We start from the raw sequence: 16,629 nt of genomic DNA, 5'->3' as shown, positions 1-16,629 counted from the left end.
CCGCCCTACCCCTCTGCGCCGGAAGGCAGCGCCTCGGGATCCCCTTTTCCGCCATAGCGCCGCTGCCGCCACCACACCAGCAGAGGGCTGGCGATGAAGATGCTGGAATAGACCCCCAAGCTAAAGCCAATGAGCAGAGCGATGGCAAACCCCTTCAGGGTGGCTCCCCCAAAAATGGCAATGGCCACCAGGGGCAGCATCGTTGTCAGGGTGGTATTCAAAGAGCGGGCAAAAGTCTGGTTTAGAGATAGGTTCACCACCTCGGCAAAGCTGACCTTGCGGCTGACCAGACGCAGATTTTCCCGGATGCGGTCGTAGATAACCACCGTGTCGTTGACGGAAAAACCAATGATGGTTAGCAGCGCCACCACAAACAGGCTGTCCACCTCCATGCCCACCGTTAGGCCCAAAAGGGCAAACAGACCTGTTGTCAGCACCACATCGTGCAGCAAGGCCACAATGGCAAACACCGCGTAATCCCACTGGAAGCGCAGGGCCAGATACACCACAATGAGCCCAAAAGAGATGAGCACAGCCACGAGGCCGGAACGCAAGAGCAAGCGCCCCACCGTCGGGCCTACCGTCTCCACTAGGTTGCGCTCAAAAGGGCCTACCTGTTGCCGCAGCGTCTCCTCTACCGCTAGGCGCTCCTGCTCAGTCAAAGGGGGCATGCGGATCAAGGCTTCCTGACTGGTCTGGGTGTCCAGTTGGATGATGCTGCTGCCCAGGTTGTGTTCCTGCAGCGCCCGCCGCAGCTCTTCGGTGGTGACAGGCCGCTCAAAACGCAGATCCAGCAAGGTGCCGCCGGCAAAATCCAGCCCCAGCCGCAGCGGTGTCCCTAGAGAGGCCAGAGAAAAGGCCATGCTGACCAGCCCCACCAGCAACACCGCCAGGGAAAGGGTAAACCAAAGCTTGCTGCGCCCGACGATGTCGAAGCGGTAGTCAAGCAACCGCCGGGATCCCACCGCCGGATCGGGGGGGGATAACTCTTGCGCCGTCATGATTGAGCCGCCTCCATGCGAACGCCGTAAAACTCAGGTTTGCGCAGGGCAGGGATCCCCATTGCCGCCAGCAGCAGGGTGCGGGTGCAGGTGATGGCCGTGAAAAAGCTTACCAGAATGCCAATGGCCAAGGTGACGGCAAAGCCTTTCACCAGCCCCATCCCCAGCCAGAAAAGTACGCCACAGACCAAAAGGGTGGTGACGTTGCTGTCGAGGATGCTGCTGAAGGCGCGATTAAACCCTTCCGAGATGGACTTATAGATGGACTTGCCCGCCCGCAGCTCCTCCTTGATGCGCTCGAAGATCAGCACGTTGGCATCCACCGCCATGCCGATGCTGAGGATAAAGCCGGCGATCCCTGGCAGGGTCATGGTCACCCCCAGCAGTTGGAACAGAGCAAACGTACAGAGGGCGTAGATGAGAAGAGCGAGGTCGGCAATGAGCCCCGGCAGGCGGTAGTAGGCCACCATAAAGACAAAAACCAGCACCAGGCCGCCAATGCCGGCATAGAGGCTGCGGCGCACGCTCTCTTCCCCCAACGTGGCCCCGACGGTGCGGTTTTCAATGACGCGAATGGGAACCGGCAGCGCTCCCGCCTTGAGCTTCACCGCTAGATCGGTGGCGGTTTCCACCGTGAAATTGCCCGTGATCACCGCTGTTCCGCCGGTAATGCCGGTGCGGGCAAACTCCGGCCCCACGATGGGGGCGCTGATCAGCACGTCGTCGAGAAAAATGCCAAGCGGACGCCCTGTTCCGGCCAACTCTCGGGTGAGCTGAGTAAACTTTTCTGCCCCTTCTGGCTTGAACTCCAACAGCACTTCCCAGCTCTGGGATCCGCGACGAGGGGCTTGGGGATAGGCGTTGCGCAGCAGATCCCCTGTCAGGCCGACCCGTTCAAACAGGGCGTCGGGATCCTCCCCCGCCGTTATCTCCCCCCGCTCGTTGCGGGGCAGGGCGCTGACCGGCACCAAGCCCTTGCGAAACTCCAACTGGGCCGTATCGCCCAAAAGAGCAACAGCCCGATCCGGATCCGCCACCCCCGGCAGTTGCACGAACAGGCGGTCTTGGCCGCTGATCTGCACCAGAGGCTCGGCCACCCCCAGGCCGTTGATCCGCTGCTGGATCACCGCCTCCACCCCCTGCATCACCTCAGAGGTGATCTCGGGTACCTCTTCCGTAGGCAAAGCCTGCAGGGTGAGCTGCGTCCCTCCTTTGAGGTCAAGGCCGAGGCGAACTTCGCGGCTAAAGCCCAGATAGACGAGGGCAGCCACCACTGCCAAGATAAAGATCAGCCCTCGCAGAAAAGCGAGGCGACTGAGCCACAAAGCTGGAGATCTGGCCATACTGCTGAAAAAGTGAGGAATACGGGCGCACTCGATCCGAGGCCCTCAGGATTTCGGCACTTTTTGATCCTATCGCACACGGGATCCCCGGCTGGAGAGGGATGTTCCCCAGCCCCTGAGCCGGGGAGGAGCTCATCATGTCTGTCCTGGCAGTTCAACCCATCTCTACAGGCCTTGACCGAGCTCTCGGCAGGCGCTTTTCCCCGAGGACGGGGCAGAGCTAAGATAGCGGGGAATGTTTCGTTACGCCTTGGCCCATGACCCTTGTCTCTGAGACCGAGCCCTCGCCCCAAGCCACGGTAACCCCTGACTCTGAGCGGGTGCCGGATCCGGAGTTTCCCTACGAGGTCGAGATGACCTTGATGGAGCACTTGGAGGAGCTGCGCAGCCGCCTGTTGGCCAGCGTGATCGCGGTGGCGATCTGCATCATTGCTTGCTTTCTGGTGGTGAACCGCATTGTCGCCCTGCTGGAGGTGCCGGCGCGGGGGGTGACCTTTTTGCAACTGGCGCCGGGGGAGTATTTCTTCGTCTCCATGAAGGTGGCGGCCTATTCGGGGTTGCTGTTGGCCACGCCCTTTTTGCTCTACCAAATTGCCCGCTTCGTCTTGCCGGGGCTGAGCGTGAAGGAGCGCAAGCTGCTGGGGCCGGTGGTGCTGGGATCGAGCCTTCTCTTTGTGGCTGGCTTGGTCTTTGCTTACTATCTCCTCATTCCGGCGGCACTTAACTTTTTCATTCGCTATGGCGAAGGGGTGGTGGATCAGGCCTGGTCCATCGACCGCTACTTTGAGTTTGTGCTGCTGCTGTTGTTCAGCACCGGCTTGGCCTTTCAGGTGCCGATTTTGCAGGCGCTGCTGGGGGGGTTGGGGCTGGTGAGTGCTGAGCAAATGCTCAAGGGCTGGCGTTACGTGGTTCTGGGCTCGGTGGTGGCAGGGGCCATTCTCACCCCTTCCACGGATCCCCTCACCCAGAGCCTCTTGGCCGGGGCGGTGACGTTTCTATACTTGTTTGGCATTCTGCTGGTGAAGATCCTTGGCAAATGACCTGAAGCTGCATGCGCTGATCCTGGCGGCTGGGTTTTCCACGCGGATGGGAGAACCGAAAGCCCTGGTGCCCTGGAAAGATGGGCAAACCCTGCTTTCTTACCAGATTTTTCAGTGGCGACAGGCAGGGTTTCAACCTTGGGTGGTGCTGGGATCCCAGCATCTGGCGGCGGCCCAAGTTCACTTGGCGGGGGCAGAGGTGCTGATCAATCCGGCTCCTGAGCTGGGCAAGACCCACTCTATTCGGGTGGGGGTGGAAGGGATCCCTGCCGATTTTCGCGTGTTGGCCATTTCGGGGGTGGATCAGCCCCGTCCGGCCTGGATCTACCACAGCTTGCTGGAGTACCATCTGCGCCATCGCGCTTGGGCGACGGTGCCGGTGCATCGAGGACGACGAGGACACCCGGCCCTGATCGACGGGCGCTTGCGGGAAGAGTTGCTGTGTCTCCGAGAGGAAACCCTGGGCCTGCGCCGGTTGTTGCAGGATCTGGGTAAACGGGTACAGGAGGTGGAGCTCTATACCCCCGAGATCTTCTTGGAGTGCAACACTCCTGCCGACGTGGAAGCTGCCGCTGGCGGTCGCGACAGCGTTGCCCAGTAGGATATTCTCTTTCTTGTTCGCATGAGAAAAGCCCTTTATCCTGCCAGCACCTACGATCCTGCTTGTCCGGTCGGCAGCTACTGGGACAGCACGATAGAGAATGCCGGTTGGCGGCATCCGGCTCCTTTGCTGGGGCAGGTGGGCGCCGAGGTGGTCATTGTGGGGGGCGGATTGACGGGCCTATCGACGGCTCTGCACCTGGCCCGCGACCACGGCATTTCCACCTGCCTGTTGGAAGCGGGATCCCTGGGGTGGGGGGCCTCAGGGCGCAACGGCGGCTTTTGCGGGGTGGGGGCGAGCCATCTCACCCATGCCCAGATGGTGCGGCGGGTGGGCCTGGCGGAGACGGAGCGCTACTACCGGGATCAATGGCAGGCGGTGGAGACGGTGCAGGAGCTGGCCGCCGTCGAGGGCTTCTCGCTGGAAGTGCAGGGACAAGGCTGCTACGCGGTGGCCCATCGTCCACAGGCTTGGCCGGAATTGGAGGCCGAATACCAGATCTGTACTCAGGTGGCAGGCTACCCGGCCCAGCTCCTCAGCCCCAAAGAGCTGCGGGAACGGGGCTTTGACAGCCAAGAGAACTATGGTGCTCTCCACATCGGGGTGGGGTTTGGCCTCAACCCCCTTAAGCTCACCCAAGGGCTGGCCCAAGCGGCCCACAGGTGGGGAGCGCAACTGCACAGCGCCAGCCCGGTCATCGCCTGGGAAAAGGTGGGATCCCAGCACCTTTGCCACACGCCAGGGGGAACGGTGCGGGCCCGGCACCTGGTCATCGCCACCAACGGCTACACCCCAGAGACCTTGTACCCCCAACTGGCGGGATCCCTGTTGCCGGTGCTGTCCAACATCCTGGTCACCCGCCCTCTGACGCCTGCGGAGCAAAAAGCGCAGGGGTGGTGGGATCCGACCCCGGTTTACGACACGCGGCGGCTGCTGTTCTATTACCGTCTTCTGCCGGACGGGCGCCTGCTGTTTGGGGGGCGCGGCGGCACCCGCAATACTCCGGCAGAACGACAGCGCCTGCAGGCTTGGATGACTCGGCAGCTCTACCGCCTCTTTCCCACCTGGGAGGGGGTGGAGATCGAGTACGCTTGGAACGGCCTGGTCTGCCTTTCGCGGCAGCTTCACCCCCATATTGGCCCTTCGCCGACGGATCCCAGCTTGTGGTATGGCCTGGCCTACCATGGCAGCGGCGTGGCCACAGCAGTGTGGGCGGGCAAAATGCTGGCCCAGGAGATCGCCGGCAGCCGGCCCCCCATCAGCGCTCTGTTTCGCCAGCCGCCTCGCGTTTTCCCTTTGCCCTGGCTGCGGCTTCACTACCTGCGGCTGGGGTATCTCTGGTGGCAGTTGACGGATGGTTAGCTCCGCCAAGTGTGCGGGGGATCCCTCTGTTCGGTGGAGCAGTCCTGCCTTAGCCTAGTCGTAGTTTGGGCAGAAAAATATCGCTTGTCGTCGCTCCTGAGGTACCCCGTGCTGTTCCCGTCTTGCCGTCGGCCTGCTCCAGATCCCTCTTCTCTTGCAGCCCGCTGTCGCCAACGGCTCTCGCCAGTAGGGCAGCGGCTGGGATTGGCACTGCTGCTTGGCTTGCCCACCATGTTTTGGCCTTGGCCCGGATTTGCCCAGATTGCCGGATCCCTGCTCAGCCCTTTGGTGGCCGCCTGGATCCGCTCCGAGGTGCAGCAGGTGGACAACCTGCAGGTGCAGATCGCCGGCTCTGACGCGCAAATCTTGAACGGGCAGATCCCTCAGGCCCAGGTGTCGGGGGATAACCTCAGCTATCAAGGCTTTCAGGTCAGCCACCTGCGGCTGCAGGGCCAGGATATTCGCCTCAACGTGGGCGAAGCCATCCAAGGACGCAGCCCGCTGCGGCTGTTGGCCCCTGTGCCGGTGCAGGTGAGCTTGCGCCTCACCGAAGACGATCTTAACCGCACCCTTCAGTCTCCCCTCATCCAGTCTCAACTGGCCCAGGCACAGGTGCAACTGCCCTTTGGAGGTCAAGCGGTGCCCTTCTTGATCCGCCAGCCCCAGGTCACCTTGGAGCAAAATCGGCTGCGCATCCAGGCCCAATTGGTGACTCCCGAGGGGGTGGAGGTGCCGGTTACGGTGCTAACCGGCCTAGAAGCCCAGGGCCCCAACCAGTTGCGGCTGGTCAACCCTCTGTGGGTGAACGAAGGCCAAGAGATCCCCATCCCCGGCCTGGCGGATTTCCCCATTCAGTTGGATCCGGGCGTGCGCATCGACCGCCTGGAGTTGCAGCCCAGCCAAATCCTCTACGAGGGCATGTTGGTCATCTACCCGGAAGCGGCGGCGGTGCCGCAGGGGTAGGGGCCGGCGTTCCCCGCTTTGGCCCGCCTTCAGACGGTGCGGGCGGGCTCTGCTGCGACCAAGGATGTGATCGGGATCAGACCTGGAGAGCGGGCCTTTGCGGCAAGATCCTGCTAGCGGTTAGCGGGAAAACCCTTTGCGGGCCTCACGTAGGAGTGGTGTATTGAGGTGAAGCCATGATCCAGGGATCCCGGAGGCAGCCATCCAACTGCACACTCAAGCCCTTAATCTGCTGGGCGCTGCCGCTGATCTTGTCGGTCGTTTTTTTGGGGAGCTGTGCCGGCGATCCAGTTTCTACGCTGCCTCTGGACGGCACGGCTGCCGGCACCCGCACGGCTACACCCCCAGGGCGAACTTTCTCCGATATTCCACCCGGTCGGGATCCCCGTCTGAAGCACCTTTGGGCCAGCTTTGTCATCACGTCTGAGCAGTTGCAATCTGCCCGCGAGGCTCCCGTTGCGCTCCATCCGCAGGCTCTCCTTCCCTGCACCGACTGCGAGGGTATTCCATGGCAACCGGGATCCCCACCCCCCACCCCCTCCTCCCGCGCCTTGGGCACCTATCGGCCTGACCAGCTCACCTTCTCCTTCCGCGTTGAGCCCCACGAGACGTCCACCCGCCTCAGCGGCAGCTTGCACCTGGATACTACCACGCCTCTGATTCACCCCGGCGAGGGGGTGCGCCTGGCGATCCAACGGGCTTTCTGGGGAGAAGACGCGCTGGAGCCGCTGCCGCCTCCCCAGGACTTCCACCCTCAGCAGATCAGCCGCGGCTGGTTCCAGGAGCGCAGTTGGATCTTCCCCTTCCCGCTGCCGGCTGCCAACACCACTGCTGCCTTGCGGCTGGATTGGCTTCTAACCTCCCCGATTCCGCCCGATTCTGCTCCCTTTCAACGGGGCAGGCCGCTGCCGCCCCCCACGGGCCGGCTGTATCACGGGGTCGCCTGGTCGGGCATGCCAACTTGGGAGCAGCTCTTGTCCTATCGCCAGGCCATCGGCCAGCCCCCTGCCTGGGCAGCCGTAGAACACCTGTGGGATCCCCGCCAGGACTTTCCGCAGTCGTTGGCCAGTCACCTGCGGGAGAGCGGCTCTGTTCCCTACCTGCGCCTGCGGCTGGATCCGGCTCAGCTTTCCGCCTTGGCCAGTGGGGAACAGGACGAGACTTTGCGCTCTTGGGCCCGCGCCATCCAGCGCTTTGCCACTCCCATCATCCTGGCCGTCGTTGTGGGAGACGGGGATCCCGAATTGCAACGACGGGCCTACCGACACCTGATGCAAACCCTGCGCTCCGAGGCCAACTTGCTCTGGGTTGTGGAGCTGGAGGGAGAAGATGCCGCAGCCGTGTCCGCCTGGGCTGGGTTCTCTGAGATGGATTGGCTGAGCCTACCGGGGGATCCCGCCACCTTTGAACCGATGTACCGCCGCCTTGTGGCTCTCAACCCGGAAGTGCCTGTGCTGCTCCGCGGGCCGGCCTTGGGCTCAGAAGCCGCTCAACCTCTGCTGGCAGGTCTAGAAGACCAACGCTGGCCCCAGGTAATTGGCTGGAGCTGGGCCCTGGGCGCGGATGGGATCCCGCCTGCAGCAGCCCAGGACTGGCAGCAGCATCTGCAACAGGGGGATGCCAAGATATGGCTGGGGGAAATGCAGGTGCAACCCCCGCCCAGCCCCCTTCCCTCGCCCAAGCCCTAAAAGAGGGCAACCTGTCTGGAAAAATCGCCCGGAAAAGTCGATAATAGGCCAGCCGTTTTACCTTTTCTTCCGCAATTGTGGCCTTGACCCCCTCATCACCCCCCTTGTCTCGCTTTGCCCAGGCCATCCAGGAGGGGGAGTTCCTGCTCACCGCCGAGATCACACCCCCCAAGGGATCCGACACCAGCACCCTGCTGTCTCTGGCCCAGCAGCTCAAAGGTCGGGTGCATGCCATCAACATCACCGACTCCAACCGCGCCATGGCCCGCATGAGCCCCCTGGCCGCCTCGCTGCTGTTGCATCAGGTGGGCGTTGAACCCATCCTGCAGTTGGCCTGTCGGGATCGCAACCGCGTGGCTCTGCAGGGGGATCTGTTGGGGGCCTCGGCGCTCGGCCTGCGCAACGTGTTGGCCCTCACCGGGGATCCCATCCACATCGGCGATTGCCCCGACGCCCGCGCTGTGTTCGACCTGGAATCGGTGCGCCTGCTGCGGCTTATCCAGCGGCTGAACAATGGCCTCGACTGCAACGGCAAGCCCCTCCCCGACGGCGGCACCTGTCTGTTTCCGGGAGCAGCGGTAGAACCCCAATCCGGCAGCTTTTCCGGCCTGGAGCGGCGCTTCCAGCGCAAGCTGGAAAACGGGGCCCAGTTTTTCCAAAGCCAGATGGTGACCGACTTCGAGCAACTGGAGCGCTTTATGGACAAGCTGGGTCGCCCCGCCGGCAAGCCCATCCTGGCCGGCATCTTCCTGCTCAAATCCGCCAAAAATGCCCAATTCATCAACTGCAACCTGCCGGGGGTACGGATCCCGGACGCCATCATCCAACGGCTGGCCAACGCTCCCCATCCCCTAGAAGAAGGGATCCGCATCGCCGCCGAACAGGTGCGCCAGGCCCGTCAGATCTGCCACGGCGTGCACCTGATGGCCGTCAAAGCCGAACATCTCATCCCGCGTATCCTGGACGAGGCCGGGATCCCCCCTCTGGCTGGCTAGCTCAACACCTGCTCCAGCCCGTAGACCAATCCCTTGAGCTGCAGCACCTTGCGGATCCCCAGGATCACCCCCGGCATAAAAGCCACCCGATCCGTGGTGTCGTGCCTTAAGGTAAGGGTTTGCCCCATGCCGCCGAAGATCACCTCCTGGTGGGCGACTAGCCCCGGCAGGCGCACGCTGTGGATGGGAATGTTGGGGCCGGGGATCCCGCCCCGCGAGCCGGGGAGCAGCTCTTTTTCTTCCACTTCGGGCGGGTTGAAGGCTTTGCCCAGTTGACCCAGCCGTTGGGCCGTCTGCAGGGCCGTGCCGCTGGGGGCATCCGCTTTGCGGTTGTGGTGCAGCTCGACGATCTCAACATGGTCAAAATATTGCGCCGCCTGCAGTGCCATCTGCTGCAACAAAATCATGCCGATGGCAAAGTTGGGCGCGATCAAACAGCCCACCCCCGACTTATCCGCCAGATCCCGCAGCCGCTCCACCTGCTCCGGCGTCAGGCCCGTTGTCCCCACCACCGGGCGCACCCCAAAGGCAATGGCCGAGCGGACATGTTCAAACACCGCCTGCGGATGGGTGAAATCCACCATCACACCGCGGCTGCTCCGCTGCGACAACCTCAGCAACTGCCCCGCTAGGTCATCGGTAATCTCCACCCCCAGGGATCCCAGGCCCAGCACCTCGCCGATGTCCAAGCCCAGTTGCGAGCGGGCTACCGCCCCCGCCAGGGTCATGTCGGGCGTCTGGGCAACAGCTCTCACCACCTCCCGCCCCATCTTGCCCAGTGCCCCCACCACCAAGACCGGGATGGGGGATGGGTTGGCTTCTGGAGTTGCCAACCCCTGATCGACCGGATCAACCGCTGCCGTCACCCCTTGCCACCCTCATCCACGCTCTACAACTGCGAAGACCGGGATCCCCGGAGAGCCATCACAACTTCACCTCAATATCCACCCCCGCCGGCAGATCCAGCTTCATCAAAGCATCGATGGTTTTGGAAGAGGGGGAATAGATGTCGATAATGCGGCGGTGGGTGCGGGTTTCAAAATGTTCCCGCGAATCCTTGTCGGTGTGCGGAGAACGCAACACACAGTAGATGCGGCGCCGGGTAGGCAGAGGGATGGGGCCCACGGGCACAGCATCGGTACGACGGGCCGTGTCCACGATTTTGTCGCAAGAAGTATCCAGCAGCCGATGATCGTAGGCTTTCAGGCGAATGCGGATTTTCTGTTGGGTCAGGGTAGGCATGGCCGGAGAAAGAGAACGGTACAACAAAAAACCGACAGGGATCGAGTTGATCTGGGGCAACCAGCGCTCAATCCCTGCCGGGAAAAGACAACTTACTTCAGGATCTTGGAGACAACACCCGCCCCGACGGTACGACCACCCTCGCGAATGGCAAAGCGCATCCCCTGCTCGATGGCGATGGGCTGGATCAGCTCCACCGTCATCCTGACCCGGTCGCCGGGCATCACCATCTCCGGCTGCGAGCCATCGTCAGCCGTAAAGGAGGAGATGGTACCGGTTACATCGGTGGTGCGTACATAGAACTGGGGACGATAGCCGGCAAAGAACGGCGTGTGGCGACCTCCTTCCTCTTTCTTGAGGACATACACCTCAGACTCGAAGTTGGTGTGCGGGGTAATGCTCTTGGGCTTGGCCAGCACCATGCCGCGCTCCACCTCGTTCTTCTGAATGCCGCGCAGCAGCACACCGACGTTGTCGCCAGCGATCCCTTCATCAAGGGTCTTCTGGAACATCTCTAGACCAGTAACGGTGGTGGAGCGAGTTTCCCGCAGCCCCACCAGTTCCACCGTTTCGCCCACCTTGATGCGGCCCCGCTCGATCCGGCCTGTGGCCACCGTGCCCCGACCGGTGATCGAGAAAACGTCTTCTACGGCCATCAGGAAGGGCTTGTCCACATCCCGCTCCGGCGTGGGAATGTAAGAGTCTACCGCATCCATCAGCTCGTAGATCTTATCCACCCAGGGATCTTCGCCGCGCTGAGTTTTGGGGTTGGCCTGCATCCTTTCCAAAGCCTTGAGGGCGGATCCCCTGATGATGGGGATGTCATCGCCGGGGAAGTCGTATTTGGAGAGAAGCTCCCGCACTTCCAGCTCCACCAGCTCCAGCAGCTCTGGATCGTCCACCATGTCCACCTTGTTGAGGAAGACCACCAAGCTGGGCACCCCCACCTGACGGGCCAACAGGATGTGCTCCCGCGTTTGGGGCATGGGGCCATCAGCCGCAGACACCACCAAGATGGCTCCATCCATCTGGGCTGCACCCGTGATCATGTTTTTCACGTAGTCAGCGTGGCCGGGGCAGTCCACGTGGGCGTAGTGACGCTTCTCCGTCTGGTACTCCACGTGGGCGGTGTTGATGGTGATACCGCGGGCTTTTTCTTCCGGCGCTGCGTCGATCTCGTCATACCGTTTGGCTGTGGCCTGACCCAAAGCAGCCAAGGTGGTGGTGATGGCAGCCGTCAAAGTGGTCTTGCCGTGGTCAACATGGCCGATGGTGCCAACGTTGACATGGGGTTTGGTACGTTCAAACTTAGCGCGTGCCATGAATCGTCACTTCCTTTTTGGTTTCAGTCAGCTACTCATTTCCTTTGTTTTTGGCAATGATGGCTTCGGCGATACTGCGAGGAACTTCCTCGTAGTGGCTGAACTCCATCGTGAAGGTGCCTCGACCCTGGGTTTTGGAGCGGATATCGGTGGCGTAGCCAAACATCTCTGCCAATGGAACTTTGGCATTGACCTTGGTGATGCCGCCTTCCGTATTCATCCCCTCCATCTGGCCGCGGCGGGCGTTGATGTCCCCGATGACGTCCCCCACAAAGGCTTCAGGAACTTCCACCTCGACCTTCATCATCGGCTCCAGAAGGACAGGGCTCGCTCTGCGAGCTGCCTCCTTCAGAGCCATCGAACCGGCGATCTTAAAGGCCATTTCGCTGGAGTCCACCTCATGGTAGGAGCCATCCACCAGGGTGGCGCGGATGTCGATCAGGGGATAGCCTGCCAGCACGCCGGATTCGCAGGCTTCCCGGATCCCTTGCTCAGCCGGCCCGACATATTCTTTGGGCACAACGCCACCCACGATTTTGGAGACAAACTCAAAGCCTGTACCCGGCTCTGCAGGCTCCAGGTCGATAACCACATGGCCATACTGACCCCGGCCACCACTCTGGCGAACAAACTTGCCTTCGACCCGGCTGACCGGCTTGCGAATGGTTTCGCGGTAGGCCACCTGCGGGTTGCCGACATTGGCCTCTACGTTGAACTCCCGCAGCATCCGATCCACCAGGATCTCCAGGTGCAGCTCGCCCATGCCGGAGATGATGGTTTGATTGGTCTCGGGATCCACCGAGACGCGGAAGGTGGGATCCTCTTTGGCCAAGGCCTGGAGGGCCTTGGAGAGCTTATCGATGTCGGCCTTGGTTTTGGGTTCTACAGCCACTGAGATCACTGGCTCTGGGATAAACAGAGACTCCAAGATCACGGGAGCATTTTCGTCGCAGAGGGTGTCTCCGGTGGTGGTGTCCTTCAGGCCCACCACAGCCCCCAGATCGCCTGCCCGCAGCTCATCCACGTCCAAACGTTCATCTGCTTTCAACACCACCAGGCGGGAGATGCGCTCTTTTTTGTTTTTGGTGGAGTTGAGCACATAGGTGCCTTTGGTCAACACTCCCGAATAGACGCGAATGAAGGTCAGATCCCCGTACTTATCGCTCATCAACTTGAAGGCCAGCGCCGAGAAAGGCTCATCGTCGCTGGCCTTGCGCGCCACCTCCGAGCCATCCGGCAGCACCCCCTTGATGGCGGGAATGTCGATGGGAGAAGGGAGGTAATCCACCACCGCGTCCAGCAGCATCTGCACACCCTTGTTCTTGAAGGCAGAGCCGCACAGCATCGGCACAATTTGGCCGCTGATGGTGCCTTTGCGCAGACCAGCCATCAGGTCGGCTTCGCTCAGGTCTTCCTCGGCAAAGTATTTCTCCATCAGGGCTTCGTCGGTCTCGGCCACCGCCTCCACCAGCTTGGCCCGGTATTCCGCCACGAGATCTTTCATCTCCTCCGGAATGGGGGCGGGACGAATGTCCTTGCCGATCTCATCCATGTAGATACGGGCCTGCATGCGCACCAGATCGACGATGCCGCGGAACCCGTCTTCAGCTCCAATGGGCAGTTGGATGGGCACAGCGTTGGCCTTGAGGCGCTCCCGGATCTGGTTGTAAACCTTGAGGAAATTGGCCCCCATGCGATCCATTTTGTTGACAAAGGCAATGCGGGGCACGTTGTAACGATTGGCTTGCCGCCAGACGGTCTCAGACTGAGGTTGCACGCCGCCCACCGAGTCAAAGACGGCGATTACCCCATCCAGCACCCGCATGGAGCGCTCAACCTCGATGGTGAAATCCACGTGCCCAGGCGTGTCGATGATGTTGATGGTGTACTCCGGTGCGCCAGCGAGAGGTTGGGAGGGGTTTTCGGGATCCCGCTTGGTCCAACGGGTGGTGATGGCCGCAGCCGTGATGGTGATGCCCCGCTCCCGCTCCTGAGCCATCCAATCGGTTACCGCAGTTCCGTCGTGGACTTCGCCAATTTTGTGTACCAGACCGGAATAGAAAAGGATCCGCTCTGTGGTCGTGGTCTTGCCGGCATCGATATGAGCCGCGATGCCAATGTTTCGGACTCGTTCCAGGGGAACTGTGCGTGCCACGTCAACCTCCCAATCCTCGTCGCCCTGCGATTTGGGCAACCTAAAAAATCCTTTACAATTCTAATCTTTTTTGCCGATTTTGCTCCACTTGCCCGAACTCTGGGTGGACAGAGCAGGGATCCCAGGGACTACCCACCGCCCTGCCAAACGGATTCAGTAGCGGTAGTGGGCAAAGGCCTTGTTGGCCTCGGCCATGCGATGCACTTCCTCCCGCCGCCGAATGGTGCTGCCGGTTTCGTTGGCCGCATCCATGATCTCATTGGCCAGCTTGGCGGCCATGGTGCGGCCGGGACGGGCGCGGGAAAAGGTGACCAACCAGCGCAGCGCCAGGGAAGTTCCTCGTTCTCCCCTCACCTCCACCGGGACTTGATAGGTAGCCCCGCCCACCCGACGCGCCTTGACCTCCACCAGGGGGGTGGCGTTGCGGACAGCATTTTCCAACAGAGGCAGTGGCTCTTGACCGGTGCGCTCCCGCACAATGTCCAGAGCCTCGTAAAGGATCCTGGCAGCCAGGGAGGCCTTGCCCCTCTGCATCAATTTGCGGATCAGCATGGTGACCAAGCGGCTCCCGTATTTGGGATCCGGTGGCACATCACGGCGAGGCGCACGGTTGCGGCGAGACATAAGAGGTGGGTTACCTGTTGCAGAAAGGGTTGGGAAAGGAGGACAAGCGAGATGCCAAAGGCTATTTTTTCTTACCGGCGGCGGCTGGGGCTTGGCCGGGCTTGGGCCGTTTGGCCCCGTATTTGGAGCGGCCTTGCTTACGGTCTTTTACCCCTGCAGCATCGAGTGTGCCGCGGATAATGTGATAGCGCACGCCGGGCAGGTCTTTGACTCGTCCTCCGCGAATCATGACCACCGAGTGCTCTTGCAGGTTGTGGCCGATGCCGGGAATGTAAGCTGTGACCTCAAAGCCAGAAGTGAGGCGAACGCGAGCTACTTTTCGCAGCGCCGAGTTGGGCTTTTTAGGTGTTGTCGTGTACACTCGGGTGCAAACCCCCCGCCGCTGTGGACAACCCTTCAGGGCAGGGGACTTGGTTTTGCGGACGGCGACGCTGCGCTCCTCGCGGATCAGTTGCTGGATGGTGGGCATGGGCTGGCAAAGAAGGCTACAACTCAAGTTATCCGGCAGTATTGAATCCTAGCAAGGCGGGATCCCAGCGTCAACTTAGGGATCTGCTGCCGGGGCTGTGACTTGAGTCTTTTGACTAGACTGGAGCCATCGGCAGGAGGTGGGGAGAGGGGCAACAGGCGATGGGCTGGCTGGATTGGTGGATTGCGCTTCCCTGTCCGCTCTGCCAGCGCCCGGCCAAGGCTGTGTTTTGTCGAGACTGTCAGCAGCGATTGCAGGCGGAGCGGCTCGACTCTTGGCCAGTTACCACTTCGCCTTGGCCGCTTTATGCTTGGGGGATCCACCGGGGAGCGCTGCGCAGGGCTCTCTATTGCCTGAAATATGAAGGACAGCGGCGCATAGGCACGGTTTTGGGGGAATGGCTGGGATCCCGCTGGCTCGAAAGCCGGCAACCTTCTTCAGGCTCTCGTAGGGCCTACGGCTCGGACTATACGGTAGTCCCCATCCCTCTGCATGTGGAGCGCCTGCGGCAACGGGGCTACAATCAGGCGGCCCTGATCAGCCAAGCCTTTTGTGAGCGGACGGGTCTAAGACATTTACCTGAAGCTTTGGTGCGGGTGCGGGCCACGGCGGCCCAATATGAGCTCAACCCGCTGCAACGCCAGCAAAATCTGGCAGGCGCCTTTGCCCTCCAGTACGCTCCCGCCACGCCAGTTCTGTTGGTGGATGACATCTACACCACCGGCTCCACCGTCCAAGCAGCGCAGCAGGTCTTGGTTGCCGCTGGGATCCCGGTGGCCGGGGTGATTGTTGTGGCCAAAGCGCAGCCGGCTGCCCACCACCCCACCCTGCCCCAGGAGCTCCGACGGCGTGGCCAGGCCTGACTATTGGGCCTGTTGCGCGGCTGCCTGTCGGGGATCCACGTTGAGGAACACGGTGGCATCCCCCTCGACGCGAATGATGCGCAGAGGTGGCAGTGAGTCCGCCGGGTTTTGGATGCGCTCCTGCAGCTTTTCGTAAAACAGCAGATCCGCCAGTTGCGCGTTTTCCGCTGCCGCCTGTCCCTTTAGCTCGATGGCCCGCTGGTTGGCTGCCGCTAGGATCAACAGCCGCTCGGTTTCTTTTTGTTGAATTTGCGCCCGCACTGCTGCTGTTTGTGCCGTAATCGAGGCCACCTGTTTGCGTTCAATGGAATCTCGCAGGGCTTGTGGAAAATCGGGGTTGCCCAGAAAGAGGCCCTCTACCTGGATCAGGGGCAGGGCTTGGCCATCGCGGTTGACGGTGGGCATCTCTTGGCGGATCAAGTCCAGGGCCCGCTGCTCGATGGCTGTGCGCTGGCTTTTGCGGTAAAAATCTTCGGAATCGAAAGAAGCAGAGATATCGCGGATCTTGGAGCGCACTACCGGCACCACCACTGTCACAAGATAGTTCTCGCCGATGGTGGCGTGCAGCTCGTCCAAAGTGGCAAGGTTGGGCCTGAGGGCAATGGCCACATCGACGGCAAAAGCCTGCCCGTCAGCAGTGTTTACCGTGATGGCATTGCTGATGGCATTGGCCGAGTTGGGGTTGTTGGTAAACTCCCAAACGCGGGTGAGCACGCTGTAGGTGATTGGCGTCTCGATCCCCGGGATCCGGAACATCACTCCCGGCAATTCTACCCGCCCCTTTTGCAACCCAGAAAAGGTATTAAACACCACAGTGGCATGGCCGGGCAAAGTGACATACAGGCAGGCGCGGAGCATCCCCAAAGCTGCCAAGAGGGCAATCCCGCCCAAAGTTAGCCAACCAACTTTACTCTGGTGTGCTTCTTCTGTTGAATACATAGTGGCTGATCCCGTTTTGAGG

16 protein-coding genes are annotated in these 16,629 nt (G+C 61.5%); 7 read left to right on the top strand and 9 right to left on the bottom strand.

What is annotated here, in order from left to right; all coding sequences use genetic code 11:
• Positions 1-5: 5 nt before the first annotated feature.
• Both secF and secD read right to left on the bottom strand, forming a co-directional pair.
• Complete coding sequence (secF, locus tag NW851_RS11195) at positions 6-1,001, bottom strand: protein translocase subunit SecF (RefSeq protein WP_414333455.1); 996 nt, start codon at positions 999-1,001, stop codon at positions 6-8.
• Positions 998-2,344, bottom strand: coding sequence for a protein translocase subunit SecD (gene secD, locus NW851_RS11190; RefSeq protein WP_414333457.1), 1,347 nt, complete (start codon positions 2,342-2,344; stop codon positions 998-1,000). The genes secF and secD overlap by 4 nt, the downstream gene beginning before the upstream one ends.
• 257 nt (positions 2,345-2,601) lie before the next feature.
• Here secD and tatC point away from each other — a divergent pair, with 257 nt between their 5' ends.
• The 6 genes from tatC (at position 2,602) to NW851_RS11160 (ending at position 8,993) form a co-directional block, all read left to right on the top strand.
• Positions 2,602-3,384, top strand: a complete 783-nt coding sequence (gene tatC / locus NW851_RS11185; RefSeq protein WP_414333459.1) for a twin-arginine translocase subunit TatC — start codon at positions 2,602-2,604, stop codon at positions 3,382-3,384.
• Complete coding sequence (locus tag NW851_RS11180; RefSeq protein ID WP_414333461.1) at positions 3,374-3,985, top strand: nucleotidyltransferase family protein; 612 nt, start codon at positions 3,374-3,376, stop codon at positions 3,983-3,985. The genes tatC and NW851_RS11180 overlap by 11 nt, the downstream gene beginning before the upstream one ends.
• Positions 3,986-4,006: 21 nt before the next feature.
• Positions 4,007-5,347 (top strand): NAD(P)/FAD-dependent oxidoreductase, encoded by a 1,341-nt coding sequence (locus NW851_RS11175; protein ID WP_414338551.1) that lies wholly within the window; start codon positions 4,007-4,009, stop codon positions 5,345-5,347.
• A gap of 108 nt (positions 5,348-5,455) precedes the next feature.
• The gene (locus NW851_RS11170; RefSeq protein ID WP_414338548.1) at positions 5,456-6,310 is read left to right on the top strand and encodes a DUF2993 domain-containing protein; all 855 of its coding nucleotides are present in this window, start codon (positions 5,456-5,458) and stop codon (positions 6,308-6,310) included.
• Between the two features lie 251 nt (positions 6,311-6,561).
• Positions 6,562-7,998, top strand: a complete 1,437-nt coding sequence (locus tag NW851_RS11165; RefSeq protein ID WP_414338546.1) for a hypothetical protein — start codon at positions 6,562-6,564, stop codon at positions 7,996-7,998.
• A 77-nt stretch (positions 7,999-8,075) separates the two neighbouring features.
• Positions 8,076-8,993: a methylenetetrahydrofolate reductase gene (locus NW851_RS11160; RefSeq protein WP_414338544.1), complete on the top strand. Its 918-nt coding sequence runs from the start codon at positions 8,076-8,078 to the stop codon at positions 8,991-8,993.
• Here NW851_RS11160 and dapB read toward each other — a convergent pair.
• From dapB to rpsL, 6 genes are all read right to left on the bottom strand, one after another.
• A complete protein-coding gene (dapB, locus tag NW851_RS11155) occupies positions 8,990-9,826 on the bottom strand; it encodes a 4-hydroxy-tetrahydrodipicolinate reductase (RefSeq protein ID WP_414333497.1) in 837 nt (278 codons plus the stop codon). The genes NW851_RS11160 and dapB overlap by 4 nt on opposite strands.
• 91 nt (positions 9,827-9,917) lie before the next feature.
• Positions 9,918-10,235: a 30S ribosomal protein S10 gene (gene rpsJ / locus NW851_RS11150; protein ID WP_414328725.1), complete on the bottom strand. Its 318-nt coding sequence runs from the start codon at positions 10,233-10,235 to the stop codon at positions 9,918-9,920.
• Positions 10,236-10,327: 92 nt separating this feature from the next.
• Positions 10,328-11,557 carry an elongation factor Tu gene (gene tuf / locus NW851_RS11145; protein WP_414333470.1) on the bottom strand — a complete coding sequence of 410 codons (1,230 nt, stop codon included), beginning with the start codon at positions 11,555-11,557 and terminating at the stop codon, positions 10,328-10,330.
• A gap of 31 nt (positions 11,558-11,588) precedes the next feature.
• The gene (gene fusA / locus NW851_RS11140; protein WP_414338541.1) at positions 11,589-13,712 is read right to left on the bottom strand and encodes an elongation factor G; all 2,124 of its coding nucleotides are present in this window, start codon (positions 13,710-13,712) and stop codon (positions 11,589-11,591) included.
• A gap of 153 nt (positions 13,713-13,865) precedes the next feature.
• Positions 13,866-14,336 (bottom strand): 30S ribosomal protein S7, encoded by a 471-nt coding sequence (rpsG, locus tag NW851_RS11135; protein WP_414333474.1) that lies wholly within the window; start codon positions 14,334-14,336, stop codon positions 13,866-13,868.
• Between the two features lie 61 nt (positions 14,337-14,397).
• Entirely contained in the window at positions 14,398-14,805 is a 408-nt protein-coding gene (rpsL, locus tag NW851_RS11130) for a 30S ribosomal protein S12 (protein WP_414333476.1), read from the bottom strand.
• 161 nt (positions 14,806-14,966) lie between these two features.
• On the opposite strand from rpsL, the gene NW851_RS11125 reads away from it, so the two are divergent.
• Positions 14,967-15,668 carry a ComF family protein gene (locus NW851_RS11125; RefSeq protein ID WP_414338537.1) on the top strand — a complete coding sequence of 234 codons (702 nt, stop codon included), beginning with the start codon at positions 14,967-14,969 and terminating at the stop codon, positions 15,666-15,668.
• Here the strand turns inward: NW851_RS11125 and NW851_RS11120 are convergent, their stop codons facing one another.
• Positions 15,669-16,607 carry a prohibitin family protein gene (locus tag NW851_RS11120; RefSeq protein WP_414333480.1) on the bottom strand — a complete coding sequence of 313 codons (939 nt, stop codon included), beginning with the start codon at positions 16,605-16,607 and terminating at the stop codon, positions 15,669-15,671.
• Between the last annotated feature and the right edge of the window lie 22 nt (positions 16,608-16,629).

Source organism: Synechococcus sp. H55.7, from assembly GCF_047462395.1.
GTDB lineage: Bacteria > Cyanobacteriota > Cyanobacteriia > Thermostichales > Thermostichaceae > Thermostichus.
This window is presented reverse-complemented; position numbering and strand designations above follow the sequence as displayed.

Excerpts from the sequence above, each read along its gene's own strand:
- secD (WP_414333457.1), bottom strand. The coding sequence starts at position 2,344 with ATGGCCAGATCTCCAGCTTTGTGGCTCAGTCGCCTCGCTTTTCTGCGA.
- tatC (WP_414333459.1), top strand. The coding sequence starts at position 2,602 with ATGACCCTTGTCTCTGAGACCGAGCCCTCGCCCCAAGCCACGGTAACC.
- tuf (WP_414333470.1), bottom strand. The coding sequence starts at position 11,557 with ATGGCACGCGCTAAGTTTGAACGTACCAAACCCCATGTCAACGTTGGC.
- secF (WP_414333455.1), bottom strand. The coding sequence starts at position 1,001 with ATGACGGCGCAAGAGTTATCCCCCCCCGATCCGGCGGTGGGATCCCGG.
- rpsJ (WP_414328725.1), bottom strand. The coding sequence starts at position 10,235 with ATGCCTACCCTGACCCAACAGAAAATCCGCATTCGCCTGAAAGCCTAC.
- rpsG (WP_414333474.1), bottom strand. The coding sequence starts at position 14,336 with ATGTCTCGCCGCAACCGTGCGCCTCGCCGTGATGTGCCACCGGATCCC.
- NW851_RS11120 (WP_414333480.1), bottom strand. The coding sequence starts at position 16,607 with ATGTATTCAACAGAAGAAGCACACCAGAGTAAAGTTGGTTGGCTAACT.
- NW851_RS11125 (WP_414338537.1), top strand. The coding sequence starts at position 14,967 with ATGGGCTGGCTGGATTGGTGGATTGCGCTTCCCTGTCCGCTCTGCCAG.
- NW851_RS11175 (WP_414338551.1), top strand. The coding sequence starts at position 4,007 with ATGAGAAAAGCCCTTTATCCTGCCAGCACCTACGATCCTGCTTGTCCG.
- rpsL (WP_414333476.1), bottom strand. The coding sequence starts at position 14,805 with ATGCCCACCATCCAGCAACTGATCCGCGAGGAGCGCAGCGTCGCCGTC.